Here is a 12,682-nt window from a genome sequence, read left to right on the forward strand (position 1 = left end):
TACCCCGCCATGCTACCCCAGTGCCCGCAGGCCACGCTAAACGCCGCGAGCAGGCCAAGGGCCCTAGCCCCAGTGCTCGGGCCCGCGCGCTAGTACTCCTCGTCGATGGCGTCGACGTCGGGCAGCAGCGGGGCCAGGTCGGGCAGGCGGGACAGAGAATCGATGCCCAGCAGCTCGAGGAAAAGCTCGGTGGTCTCGTAGCGGTGCGCGGAGCCTTCGAAGTCCTCCTCCGGCAACTCCCGGATGAGCCCGCGCAGGGTCAGCGTGCGCATCACGCCGTCGACGTTCACGCCGCGCACGGCGGCGACTTGGGCGCGCGTGACCGGCTGACGGTAGGCCACGACGGCCAGGGTCTCCAGGGCGGCGCGGGAGAGCTTGGACTGTGCGCCATCCAGCACGAAGCGCTCCACCACCGAGGCGTTGGCAGGCCGGGTGTATAGCCGCCAGCCTTCGGCGGTTTCGCGCACGTCGATACCGGAGCCGCGCGCGTCGTATTCCTGCGACAGCTCCCGAAGCAAGTCGCTGACCACCGTGGTCTCCTCGTTCAGCGCCGCGGCGAGCTGCTCCACCGGCGCGGGGGCGTCCAGCACCAGCAGGATGGACTCCAGGCGGGAGCGCTGTTGGGAAATCATGGGTAAATCCATGCGCCACAGTCTAGTCCCCCGCTCCTGTCCGCCCCGAGCGGGCCAAAAGTTTATCAATCCTTAATGCGCCCACACTTGACAGTCGATGTGATGTGCATAACATGGTGTCATGGATACAATCACACGAACTGACCGTCTACTCCTCATCCCGCTGTCGACCGCCAACGTGGAAGAAGCCCACAAGGTATACGGCGACAGCCGTATCTGGACGCACCGCCCCAACGCCCGCCACATGGACATCCGGACCACCCGCGCGCTGGCCGAGGTGGCCAGCAACTCCTGGTCACAGCACCAGCTCGGCCCGTGGAGCGCCTATTACCGCGACCGCCCCAGTGAGTTCCTGGGCGTGGGCGGCGCCGAATTCGTCGATGGCGCCGGAGGCTTCTGGGACATCAAGTACCGACTCCTGCCGGAGCACTGGGGCCAGGGGATAGCCACCGAGCTGACCAAGCAAGCCATCGAGTCCGCCCGCCGCGTCCACTCGGACGCCCCGATCACCATCCGCGTGACCACTAACCACCCGGCCTCCTCGCGCATCGCGGAAAAACTCGGGTTGGAAAAGATGTGGGAGGGCCGCCGTATTGGCACCGAGGACAACCCGGACGAGCCGGACGTGCGCGTCTACGCCGACCGCCAGCTGCCCGCCGAGGTGCTCGAGTTCATCCAGCAGCGCCCTTAAAGACTGCCCCAGTACCCCGCTGTGGTTGCCGCCTAGTCCCAGTTGGCGGCGGCGACCACGGCGGGGTCGACGTCGAGACCGGTCCAGCTGACCGACAGCGGGCCGAGGGACTCCGGCTGCTCGGTGTCGACCGCCTTCGCCTTATACAGCTCGAGCAGCGCCAGGAAGCGGCCGACCACCTGCATGGATACCGTACAGTCCCGGGTCAGGGCCGCAAAGCTCATCCACCGGGCCTGCCCCAGCAGCTTGAGCGTGTCCATGATCTTGCCGGCCTGCTCCGGCACGGACACGGCCACCTGGTGCACGTGCCCGATGCCGACTTCCTCCGGCGGCTTCGGACGGAAGACGCTGGCGGCCAGCTCCGCGAAGCTGGCGGGGCTGTGGCCAAGCCGGACCGGGGGTAAGAGATCGGCGAAGCGCTCCTCCATGCTGACCGCGCGCGGGTAGCGCCGCTGCGCGTGGCGCTGCCACTCGGCGAATTCGTCTGCGACCTGCTTGTAGGCCTTGTACTGCAAAAGGCGCGCGAAAAGCAGGTCCCGGGACTCGAGGAGTTCCAGGTCCTCCAGGTCATCCACCTCGCCGCGCGGCAGCAGGCGGGCGGCCTTGAGATCCAAGAGCGTGGCGGCCACGACGAGGAACTCCGTGGTCTCGTCCAAGTCCGCGTCCTGCCCCAGGGCGCGGGTGTATTCGACGAATTCGTCGGTCACCTCCGACAGCGCTAGGTCGGTGACCTCCATCTTCTTGGACTGGATGAGCTGCAAGAGCAGGTCAAAGGGGCCCTCGAAGTTATCCAGCGCGATCCGGAAGCCGGTGATTTCGGGCTGAACCGGCTCCCCCGCCGGCGCCTCGGCTACCGCGGCCTCGTTCTTAGCCACGCGACGGGCTGGTGCGCTCAATGACCTCGAGCGCCAGGTTGTGGTACTGCGAGGCCGCCTGTGAGCTCGGCGCCCAAGTGGTGATCGGCTCGCCGGCCACGGAGGTCTCCGGGAAGCGGACGGTGCGCGTGATGACCGTGTCGAAGACCTTGTCCCCGAAGTACTCGACCACCCGCGACATCACCTCGCGGGCGTGCTTGGTGCGGCGATCGAACATGGTCACCAGGATGCCCAGGACTTCCAGATCGAAGTTGATGCGGTCGGAGACTTTCTCCACGGTGTCCGTCAGCAGCGCCAGGCCGCGCAGAGAGAAGAACTCGCACTCCATCGGGATAATAACGCCCTGGGAGCAGGCCAGCGCGTTGACGGTCAGCAGGCCCAGCGAGGGCTGGCAGTCGATGATGATGAAATCATAGTCGCGGCGGACCGGGCGCAGCGCCCGGGCCAAGGTGTGCTCGCGGCCGACCTCGTTGACCAACTGGATCTCCGCCGCGGACAGGTCGATGTTCGCGGGCACCAAGTCCAGGCCGTCGACGGCCGTGTGCTTGATGGCGGAATGAATGGAGATCTGGCTGTCCAGCATGACGTCGTAGATCGTGTCTTCAATCTCGTCATGGGTCAGCCCCAGCCCCGCCGAGAGCGCGCCCTGCGGGTCCAAGTCCACCAAGAGCACGCGGCGGCCGAGCGCCGCGAGGCACGCCCCCATGTTGATGGTCGAGGTGGTCTTGCCGACCCCGCCCTTCTGGTTGCACATGGAGATGATGGTCGCGGGCCCATGGGAATCAAGGGGGGCGGGCTCGGGCAGCTCACGAACCGGCCGGCCCGTCAAGCCCACTTCGACCTCAGAGGCATCGAACAGACCATCGTCGCTCACAGTCACACCTGCTTCCTTGACTAGCTAGCGCGCCACGCAACGCCGGTACCGCAACTAGCAATTACACGCTTGTAATTAACACATTACCCTTAGACCGTAACGCGGCGACACCCAACCGTCACAGTCAAGGCTATTTGGTTGATTTTACGCGCGCGGATGGGCTGTCCGCCACACCTCGCGGAGGGAATCCGCGCTGACGTGGGTGTAGATCTGCGTCGTCGTCACCGAGGAATGCCCCAGCAGCTCCTGGACGGTACGCACGTCCGCGCCACCCTCCAACAGGTGCGTGGCAAAAGAGTGGCGCAGGGTGTGCGGGGAAATCTTCTTGCTCAACCCTGCCCGGGCCACCGCCTGTTGGATCACCGCCCACGCGGACTGGCGCGACAGGCGCTTGCCCCGGGTGTTGAGGAAGACCGCTGGGCTCAGCCCGCGGCTCAGAGCCGGGCGCCCGCGCACCAGGTAGGCGTCCACGGCCGCCTGAGCCATCGAGCCCACCGGTACCAGGCGCTCTTTGCCACCCTTGCCTTCGAGCTTGATGATGCCGTCGCCACCGGAGATATCGTCCACGTCCACGCGCATCAGCTCCGAGATACGCGCGCCGGTGCCGTAGAGCATCTCCAGCAGCGCGCGGTCCCGAAGGTCCAACGCGGTGGCCTCCGGGCCCTGGGGCACGGCATCGATAAGCGCCGAAACCTCGTCCACCGACAGGGTCTCGGGAAGGTGGGTGCCGGTCGAAGGCGGCGAGACCTCCGCAGCCACGTCGACGGCCACCTCCCCCTCGGTGACCGCGAATTTGTGCAGGCCGCGGGCCACCACCAGCGCGCGGCTGGCCGAGGACGCCGCCAACGGCCGGTGCCCGGCATAGCCGCGGCGCAGGTCCGCCATATAGGCCTCGACCTGGCTGGTCGTCACGTCCTTAAGGTCACTCACCCCGGCCTGTTCCAGCCACTCCAGGTAGCGGTTGACGTCCCGGCGGTAGTTGCTCAACGTGTTGCCGGCGGCGCCGCGCTCGACGGCCAGGTGATTGAGCCAGGTATCCGCCACCTCGCGCAGCGGGCTGTGGCTATCGCTCACCGCTTGTCACTCACTGCTTCTTCAGGTCCGGGCCGGGCCGGCGCGCCGCGATCGAGTTCGGGCGCAAATCAAAGGGGGCATCGACCCCGCGCAAGGTCCGCCCACCCTGCTGGTAGGCGAAGGCGGCGAGGATGCCGGCGACCGCGATGGAATTGACCACCTGGCCGGAAAAAACCATGTCGACGGCCTCCCCCAGGTCGACCCAGGCGCGTTCTATGTCGGCTTCTTCGTCCCCGACAGCGTCCAGCAGCTCCACCTCGTGCAGGTTCTGGGCCAGGTAGATGCGGCTGGCCTCCTCGCAGAAGCCGGGCGAGGTCACGATATCGGCCAAGACCGCCCAGTCCTCGGCGGTCAGGCCCGCCTCCTCCTGCAGCTCCCGCTGGGCGCCGTCGAAGGCGGGCTCGTCCTTGACGTCGAGCAACCCGGCGGGGATCTCCCACAGCCGCTGCCCCACCGAGTGGCGGTACTGCCGGATAAGCGCTACCTGGTCCTTTCCGTTGAGTGCCACAATGGCTACCGCGCCCATGTGCTCGACCACCTCGCGGTAGGCCTGGTGGTCGTCCGGCATGGACACCAGGTCCTTGCGGACGGCGATGATCGGAGCGTCCAGGAGGAGCTCAGAGTCGAGCGTTGCGAATTCGTGGGCCACGGTATCCCCTCTCGTGCTAGTTGGATTCCGGCTTGGCCGGCGCGGCGGCCTCTGCCGAGGCCGCGGAGCCATAGGCGCCGTCGCCGCCATCGAGCTGCTCGGCGACGGCGAGCACCGCCGCCATCCGGGCGAAGGAACGATCCACCGAGTCCACGGTGGAGATGTGCGAGTCGGCGCCGCGCAGGGAGCCGATCACGCCGTCCGGGGCGGCCTGCTCCACGCGGCCGGCCACGACGGTGTTGTTCCCCACCTCGTCGATGGCCTCGGCGAAGGTGCCCAGCGTCTCCGTGGCGTAGCCTTCCTTCTCGGAACCGGTCACCAGCAGCACCGCCTGCGCCGGGCGCATGGTCCCGTCCTCGTAGTCGATGAAGCCGGCCTTACGCAGCGCCTGCAGCAGCTGCGCGCGATCGTCAACGCTCGCCAGCGGCTGGGCGTCGTCCGGGTTCATGAGCATGGCCGCCCCCAGGGCCTGGCCGGCGTGGGTACCGGGCGAGATCCTGTCCTCGCTCAGCTCCGCCCCGGCGGGCAGGGTGTTGGCCACGATGGACTTCAGCTCGTCGGCCTTGTCCTGGGTGAAAAAGTCCTGCGTCAGCTTGAGGTGGCCGGCCTTTTGCGCGCCGGCGCTGTGCAACAGGGACTGCAGTCCGCGGATATCGCCGTCGGCGGCGTCCGGGGTGCTGATGACCAGCACCGGGCGGTCGCTCAAGGTGTCCCGCACCGTCTCGGAGCTAAACTCCCGGACGACCGAGTCGGAGGAATTAGCCTGGGCGCGCGCGATCTCCTTGTCTTGCACGGCCTTCTCATAATCACTGTTGTCGTTGTTCCCGCTGGCGGTAGGCGCCCCATCCATCGAGGGGGCCAGCACCAGGGCACCTAAGGCCACGCCCGCGGCTACGCCGAAACCAAGCCCGGCGATGACGCCGCCGGGTACGGAGCTAGAGCCTTTCACTTAAACCACCCTTGGACGGTCAGCGCCAGGTTATTCCAGGTGTCGACGAGATTGTCGGCGAATCCGCCGTCGCCGCCAAGGCCGACCACCAGCACGATGACCGCCAAGGCGACCAGGATACCCAGGATGGCCCACAGCCACGCGCCCCCGCCGCCGCGATTGACCGTGTAGAGGTTGATGATGGCGTCCGCGTCCACCACGCGGGTTCCCGCTTTGACCCGCGACAGGAGTGCGGCCGGCGTAGCGTGCGGGCGGTCGGCGAAGACGTCGTCCAGGTCCACGGCGTTGCCGACCTGCACGATCATCTGGGCGTCGTGGTAGTCAGCCAGCAGCAGCGCCAGGTCCGTGGCGGACTGCGTGGCCGCGGGGAAGGTCATCGCGCCGATGCCCAGGTCCTGGATGCGCTCCAGGCCCTCGGCCGTGCCGTCCGGCTCGGCCGGCAGGATCACGCGCGCGCCGGAGCGCAGCGTCTCGGCGGCAATGCCCGCCGGGTTACCCACAATGAGATCGGGCTTGTAGCCGAGCTCCACCAGGGTGTCGGCGGCGGCGTCGACGCCGATGAGGTAGGGCTCGTACTCGCGGATGAAGTTGTGCAGGTCCTTGACCTTGCCGCGGTGGCCCTCGGCGTCCGAGACCACGACGACCTTCCGGCCCTGCATTTCGGATCCCGCGTCCGGAACGCCGAGGCCGTCGATGAGCAGCGGGCCCTCGGAGTGGATGAACTCGATGGAGTTGCCGAAGTAGGCCTCCATGTGGTCGATGAGGCCGCGCTGGGCGTTGGCGAACTCGTCTTCGGCGGCGGCGCGCTCCACGAGCTTGCCGGTGCCGATCGCCTTATCACCCAGGTAGACGGTGCCGTCGTCGGTGATCCGCGCCTTCTTGCCGTCGCGGAACTCAGACATGAAGGCCTCACCGAGGTCCTCCAAGAGGACCACCTCGGCGTCCAGCAGCATGTGCGGGCCGTAGTTCGGGATGACTCCCGTGGTGAACTTGTGGAGGTTGATTACGGCAGCAGGGGAAATATCCACCAGGGCCTGGGCCTCCTGGCGGGAGATATCTGCGGCGCTAATGACGGCAATATCACCGGCATGGAACTTCTTCATGCCTTTGCCGCCCGGGGTGCAATCGCGCAATGCGCCGTGCAGCCCCGGCAGGTCGTCGTTGCGGGAAAACAAACTCATGTCTGGCATTGTCCCCCGTCGCGGGGCAAAAGTGGTTAAGGCGCGCGGAAAGATGCGACTTCCGCTTGCGCTTTGTCAAATAATTCCGCCGCGTGGGCGCGGCCGGTGGCCGTGTCGTCGAGACCGGCCAGCATCCGGGCGAGTTCCTCGATACGCTCCTGCCGGTCCAGGTTGGATACGCCGGAGATCACGGTCTCGTCGGAGACCTCCTTGGCCACGTGCAGGTGGCAGTCCGCGTAGGCGGCCACCTGCGGCAGGTGGGTGACCACGATGACCTGATGGTTGCGCGCGAGCTTGGCCAGCCGGCGGCCGATCTCCACCGCCGCGCGGCCGCCCACCCCAGCGTCCACCTCGTCGAAGACCATGGTTCCGCCCTCATTGTCCGCCGAGAGGATCACCTCGAGGGCGAGCATGACGCGGGAGAGCTCACCGCCGGAGGCGGCGCTGGCCAGGGGCCGGGCGTCGGCGGCGTCGTTGGGCGCCATCGCGATTTCGACCTCGTCCGCCCCGGTGCGCGAGTACTTCGCTGGCCGGACCGCGACCTCGATGCGCGCCTTGGGCATCGCCAGCCCGCGCAGCTCCTGGGTGACAGCCGCCGCCAAGTCCCCCGCCGCGCGCGTGCGTTCCCGGGTAAGCATTTCCGCCGCGGCGATCATCTCCTTTTCGGCGGCGGCGACGTCCTTCTTCAGCTCCTCGAGAGCCTCGCTGGAGACGTCCATGGTGCCCAGCTTGGCCACAGCCTCGTCCCGCCAGGCGATAACCCCCTGGATGTCCGGGGCGTATTTGCGGGTCAACTGCTTGAGTTCCTGTTGGCGCACCAGGGACTTTTCCAGAAGGTTTGGGTCGGCCGGCAGCTGCCCCAAGAAGAGCCCCAACTCGCCGGAAATATCCGCCAGCTGGGCGGTGATGTCTTGCATCCTCTCGCCTAGCGCCTGCAGCTGGGAATCCGAGCTGGCAGCCAGCGCCGCCGCGGCAGACCCCAGCTGGGTGGAGGCTGCCTCCTGCTCGGCGTAGCCGCCGGCTGCCTGCGCCCCGTCTGCCCCCTCGATGCCCTCTGGGCCGTCGATACCGGCCAGCGCCGTGGTGGCCGCCTCCCGCAGGGCGTCGACGTCCTGGAGCCGCCGGATTTGCTCGACCAGCTCAGTGTCTTCCCCATCCACCGGGCTGACTTTGTCGATCTCGTCGACGGCGAACTGCAGGCGGTCGACCTCTTGGGCCATCTCGCGGCGCGACTGCGTCTTGCGCTTGAGCTCGCGGGCTAGCTTGCGCCAGGCGGTGAACTTCTCGGTGTAGGCCTCGCGCAGGCCGGGCAGCGCCTCGTCGGAGCGGTCCAGGGCCGCCAGCTGTTGTTCCGGGGCGAGCAGGCGCAACTGATCGTTTTGTCCGTGGATGGTCAGTACCTCGCCGGTGAACTCGGCCAGGGTCGCGGCCGGGACGGCCCGGCCGCCCAAGTGGGCCTTGGAGCGGCCGGCCGCCCACACGGTGCGGGTGGTGATGAACTCGCCGTTGTCGTCCGGCTGCCCGCCGGATTCCTCGACGATCTCGGCCGCGCGCTGGGAGGAGGTGGCAAAGGTGCCCTCCACGACCGCTTTCTTCGCCCCGCTGCGCACGCGGGAGGCGTCCGCGCGGGCGCCGGCCAGCAGTCGCAGGCCGGTGACCACCATGGTCTTGCCGGCGCCGGTCTCACCGGTGAGCACGGTCAGGCCGTCGGCCAGCTCGGCGCTCGACTTGTGGATGACACCCAGATCTTCGATGGTGATATCGGTTAGCACGCCTATCACTGACTCCTTCCGTGGGGCGGTTAGCGCTGCGGGCCCCGCCAGCCCTCGACGGGGAGCCGCAGCTTGGACACCAGGCGGTCCGTGAACGGGTGATCGTCCAGCCGGACCCAGCGCACCGGGTGCTCGCCCCGCACGACCTCGACGCGGGAGCCCGGTGGCATGGCGATCTCGCGGAACCCGTCCATGTTAACCAACGCCGCCGACGTTTCGGAGGCGGATTCGACGGCGACGGTAGATTTCGGGGAGACGACTAGCGGCTTGGTAAACAGCGCGTGGGCGTTGTTGGGCACCACCAGGATGGCATCCAGCTCCGGCCACAGCACCGGGCCGCCGGCCGAAAACGCGTAGGCGGTAGAGCCCGTGGGCGTGGAAATCAGCACGCCGTCGCAGCCGAAGGCCATGACCGGGCGGGCGTCCACCTCCAGGATGGCGTCCAAGACCCCGGAACGGTTCAAGTTTTCCATGCTGACCTCGTTGAGAGCCCAGCTGCGGCCGATCAGCTCGTCGTCGGGTCCGGTGACCGTGACGTCGATGGTCATCCGGTCTTCGATGCGGTAGTGGCGCGAGACCACCCGCTCGATGGCCTTGTCCAGGGATTCTGCCTCCCATTCGGCGAGGAAGCCGACGTGGCCCAAGTTGATACCCAGCACCGGCACGTCCACGGCGCGTGCCATGTCTGCTGCGCGCAGGAAGGTCCCGTCCCCGCCCAGGACGAGTACCAGCTCGCAGCCTTCGGCTGCCGCCGCGGTGTGCTGGACGTGCGGGAAGACGGGCAGGATCTCGGCCGGGGCGCACACGCGCACGACGATGCCGGCCTCGTCCAGCAGCTGCGCCGCCCGGTCCGTGGCGGCCAGGTTGGTGCTGCGGCCGGCGTGGGGGACCAAAAGGATTTCGCGCTGCTGCGCCACCGTGTTTTCCTGGCTCACTGCGGCCCCTCCTTGATTGCCTTGTCGATCATTGTCTCCAATTCTGCCTGCCCCGGCTGCGTCTTCGCCTCATCGGCGACTAGGTGCAGGAAGTATTCCACGTTCCCGCTCGGTCCCGGCAGCGGGGAGGCACACACGTTCTGGCAGCTGAGCCCCAGCTCCTGGGCGAAACGCGCGATGTCGAGCGTGACCTCGGCGCGCAGCTGCGGCGAGCGCACCACCCCGCCCTGGCCCAGGCGGTCCTTGCCGACCTCGAATTGGGGCTTGACCATGGGCAGCAGGAAAGCGCCGGGCCGCAGGCAGGAGACGATGGCCGGCAGCACCAGCTTCAGGGAAATAAACGATAGGTCACCCACCATGGCATCGGCCGGCTGGCCGATGGTCTCAAGATCCAGGTGGCGGATATTGGTGCGATCGAAAACATGGACGCGCGGGTCGTTCTGCAGCCGCCAGAGCAGCTGGCCGTAGCCGACGTCCACGGAGAGCACTTCCTTTGCGCCGTTGCGCAGGCAGACGTCGGTGAACCCGCCCGTCGATGCCCCCGCGTCGAGCACGCGCTTGCCCTCCAGCGAGACGTCAAAGGCTTCCAACGCGCCGAGCAGCTTGTGGGCGCCGCGGGAGGCCCAATCGTCCTCGGGGGCGTGCTCGACCCGGATAGAGGCCTCCGGCTCCACGATGGTGGCCGGCTTGGCTGCCTTGAAGCCGTTGACGAAGACTCGGTCGCCCTTGATCATCTCGACGGCCTGCTCCCGGGAACGCGCGATTTTGCGCCGGACGAGCTCCGCGTCCAGCCGCCTGCGTGCTGGTGGCATCAGTTCTCCTGCAGCGCCGCACGCAGGACCTCGTGGGCGTTGTTGAGTTGATCGACTTCCTCCGGCAGGTCCCCAACCGGTTCGTTGAAAATCTCCGCGATCTTCGCGTCTACGTCCTCAGGGCTGACCTGGGTCTGCCGCGGATCGTGCGGGATGGGACGTGCCATTACCACCACGCCCCGGTGGTCTGGTCGGCCGCGTCGGAGGCCGGGCGCACATACCGCGGCGGGTGTGGCATGGCCCAGGCGACCTCGAGCACCGTCCGCAGTGCCTGCACCGGGGTCGCCCCCGGGTCGCCGCCGCTCAAGATAATGTCCTCGCCGTCGACGCGGGCGGTAAAACCGCCCTGGGCGCCCGGGCGCAGCTGCGCCTCCGGCAGGTTGATATCACCCATCGACTCACCGATAAACGTGGGGCGCTGGTCCTTGACTGCTTCGATGAGCGCCAGCGCGCCGGAGACCCCAGTCAGCACGTGGAAGGTGTCACAACCGGCGGCGTTGCCGCCCTGGATATCGGTGTCTAAGCGATCACCCACTGCCAGCGGGGCCTTAGAGCCAATCTCCAGGACGGCCTGGGCGAACATGGCGGCGGCGGGCTTGCCGGCGCAGGCCGGCTGCACCCCGGTCGCCGTAGACACGGCCGCCACCAGCGATCCGTTGCCCACGGCCAAACCGCGCTCCATGGGCAGGGAGGTATCCAGGTTGGAGGCGTAGAACTTCGCGCCGTTGCGGATAGCCAGAGCCGCCTCGGTCAGCTCCGCCCACCCGATGGACGGGTCGAAACCCTGCAACACTGCCTGCGGGTTCTCTTCCGCGCTGGTGACGACGGTGAAACCGGCCTGCCGGGCCAACTGCTTAAACGACTCGGCGCCCACGACCAGGACGGTCGCGCCGCTAGCTAACTCCTCACCTGCCAGGTTCAGGCAGGCCTGGGCCGAGGTCAGCACGTGCTTCGCGTCTGCCTGAATGCCCATGCCCACCAGCTTGTCGACGACGGCGCCGGGGCTGCGGGAGGCGTTGTTGGTGATATACACGCACGGCAGGCCGCAGGCGTTGATGATGTCCACGCTGGCGCCGATGGGGCGGTCGCCCTCCCAGACCGTGCCGTCGAGGTCAAGCAGCAACGAGTCGTGGGACTCTAACAGGGAAGCCATCTATCCGATTTCCTTCACGCGCTCGGCCGCGTCGGTCCACTCGCCCTCATCGATGGCGACAGTGTGCTGGAACCAGTCCTTGGCCTCATCAGTGCGGCCGGCCTGCTCCAGCGCGTTGGCGTAGGCATACGACAAACGGCAGGCGCTAATCCCGCGGTCGTCCTTGTTCGGGTTGAGCCGCGACAACGTCACCACGGCGGACTCGTTCTGGCCTAGGTCCTGGCGGGCGCCGGCCAGAACGATGGCCAACTCGATACGGGACTCTTCGTCCAAGTCCTTAGCCTCAGGCTCCTTAGCCAACTCCAGGGCCTTCTCCGGCTTGCCCAGACCGCGCTCGCAGTCGGCCATCACGGCCATCAGCCCCGGGCCGCCGGAGATACGGCGGGCGGCGCGGAGCTCCGAGAGGGCTTCCTTCCACTCCTGCGCGCGGTACGCGGCAATGCCGTTGACCTCACGCACCACGGAGACTCGCCCCGCGCGGTTCTTCGCCGCCCGGGCGTGGCGCAGCGCCAGCTGCGCGTCGTCCTCCATCCAGGTCGCTGCCATGATCATGTGCTTGGCGACAGCCTCCGCGTTGTCCTTGGACAGCACCTTCAGGTCCTGCAGGACCATCGGGTCCAGGTCGCGCACGTCAATATCGTTGGGCAGATCCGGGTCCGCCATGCGCTGGTTCAGGCGCTCTTCGCGGAAGCCGCTGCGCTGCGGGTGGCTGCGACGCTGCTGGGACGAGGACTTGCCACCGCGGCCCTTGTGGGCCGGCTTGCGCCCGCCACGGTTGCCGCCGTTGCCCCGGCGCTCATCCCGGGAGCCTTCCGAACGGTTCCCGTAAGGCTTCCGGCCACCCTTGTGGCCACCCCCGCGACGCTCACCGCCGGCGGAATCAAAAGACTTACGGCCACCTTCGTTGTCTGACATACCTAAATCCGTTTCTACCATCGCGACAGCAATCTAATACCCGCCCATTCTACTAGGCCAGGAAGTTTTATTAAGAACCCGCACCCGGGATGCACTAACAGCCCGTGGCTGAACAACCATAAGGCCCTATGCGGGCATGCGGAAGCACCCGGTAGAAAACCGTGGTGGTG

13 protein-coding genes and 1 pseudogene are annotated in these 12,682 nt (G+C 67.5%); 1 reads left to right on the forward strand and 13 read right to left on the reverse strand.

The annotated features are described in order from the left end of the window. Positions 1–89 precede the first annotated feature (89 nt). Entirely contained in the window at positions 90–644 is a 555-nt protein-coding gene (gene scpB, locus HMPREF3067_RS02195; RefSeq protein ID WP_070768100.1) for an SMC-Scp complex subunit ScpB, read from the reverse strand. 109 nt (positions 645–753) lie between these two features. Here scpB and HMPREF3067_RS02200 point away from each other — a divergent pair, with 109 nt between their 5' ends. Continuing rightward, on the forward strand, positions 754–1,323 hold the full coding sequence (locus HMPREF3067_RS02200) for a GNAT family N-acetyltransferase (RefSeq protein WP_070768101.1): 570 nt from the start codon (positions 754–756) through the stop codon (positions 1,321–1,323). 32 nt (positions 1,324–1,355) lie between these two features. On the opposite strand, the gene HMPREF3067_RS02205 is transcribed toward HMPREF3067_RS02200, so the two are convergent. From HMPREF3067_RS02205 to HMPREF3067_RS02255, 12 genes and pseudogenes are all read right to left on the reverse strand, one after another. Continuing rightward, positions 1,356–2,198, reverse strand: coding sequence for a segregation and condensation protein A (locus HMPREF3067_RS02205; protein ID WP_070768102.1), 843 nt, complete (start codon positions 2,196–2,198; stop codon positions 1,356–1,358). After that, positions 2,191–3,078 carry a ParA family protein gene (locus HMPREF3067_RS02210; protein ID WP_210400066.1) on the reverse strand — a complete coding sequence of 296 codons (888 nt, stop codon included), beginning with the start codon at positions 3,076–3,078 and terminating at the stop codon, positions 2,191–2,193. The genes HMPREF3067_RS02205 and HMPREF3067_RS02210 overlap by 8 nt, the downstream gene beginning before the upstream one ends. 138 nt (positions 3,079–3,216) lie before the next feature. Next, positions 3,217–4,146, reverse strand: a complete 930-nt coding sequence (xerD, locus tag HMPREF3067_RS02215) for a site-specific tyrosine recombinase XerD (RefSeq protein WP_083319093.1) — start codon at positions 4,144–4,146, stop codon at positions 3,217–3,219. Between the two features lie 10 nt (positions 4,147–4,156). Continuing rightward, on the reverse strand, positions 4,157–4,795 hold the full coding sequence (locus HMPREF3067_RS02220; RefSeq protein ID WP_070768104.1) for an NUDIX domain-containing protein: 639 nt from the start codon (positions 4,793–4,795) through the stop codon (positions 4,157–4,159). A 16-nt stretch (positions 4,796–4,811) separates the two neighbouring features. Continuing rightward, positions 4,812–5,744, reverse strand: coding sequence for a copper transporter (locus tag HMPREF3067_RS02225; protein WP_070768105.1), 933 nt, complete (start codon positions 5,742–5,744; stop codon positions 4,812–4,814). Beyond that, positions 5,741–6,934, reverse strand: coding sequence for a putative cytokinetic ring protein SteA (gene steA / locus HMPREF3067_RS02230; RefSeq protein ID WP_210400068.1), 1,194 nt, complete (start codon positions 6,932–6,934; stop codon positions 5,741–5,743). Before steA ends, HMPREF3067_RS02225 begins: the two co-directional genes overlap by 4 nt. A gap of 26 nt (positions 6,935–6,960) precedes the next feature. Beyond that, positions 6,961–8,697 carry a DNA repair protein RecN gene (gene recN / locus HMPREF3067_RS02235; RefSeq protein ID WP_070768107.1) on the reverse strand — a complete coding sequence of 579 codons (1,737 nt, stop codon included), beginning with the start codon at positions 8,695–8,697 and terminating at the stop codon, positions 6,961–6,963. 29 nt (positions 8,698–8,726) lie between these two features. Next, complete coding sequence (locus HMPREF3067_RS02240) at positions 8,727–9,632, reverse strand: NAD kinase (protein ID WP_083319094.1); 906 nt, start codon at positions 9,630–9,632, stop codon at positions 8,727–8,729. After that, positions 9,629–10,444: a TlyA family RNA methyltransferase gene (locus HMPREF3067_RS02245; RefSeq protein ID WP_070768108.1), complete on the reverse strand. Its 816-nt coding sequence runs from the start codon at positions 10,442–10,444 to the stop codon at positions 9,629–9,631. Before HMPREF3067_RS02245 ends, HMPREF3067_RS02240 begins: the two co-directional genes overlap by 4 nt. Beyond that, on the reverse strand, positions 10,444–10,611 hold the full coding sequence (locus HMPREF3067_RS11310; RefSeq protein WP_168166938.1) for a hypothetical protein: 168 nt from the start codon (positions 10,609–10,611) through the stop codon (positions 10,444–10,446). The genes HMPREF3067_RS02245 and HMPREF3067_RS11310 overlap by 1 nt, the downstream gene beginning before the upstream one ends. After that, positions 10,611–11,597: an HAD-IIA family hydrolase gene (locus HMPREF3067_RS02250; RefSeq protein WP_070768109.1), complete on the reverse strand. Its 987-nt coding sequence runs from the start codon at positions 11,595–11,597 to the stop codon at positions 10,611–10,613. The genes HMPREF3067_RS11310 and HMPREF3067_RS02250 overlap by 1 nt, the downstream gene beginning before the upstream one ends. Then, a pseudogene (locus tag HMPREF3067_RS02255) lies at positions 11,598–12,527 on the reverse strand (hypothetical protein); the annotation flags it as partial. Positions 12,528–12,682: the final 155 nt, after the last annotated feature.

The organism is Corynebacterium sp. HMSC04H06, assembly GCF_001815935.1.
Taxonomy (GTDB): Bacteria; Actinomycetota; Actinomycetes; order Mycobacteriales; family Mycobacteriaceae; genus Corynebacterium.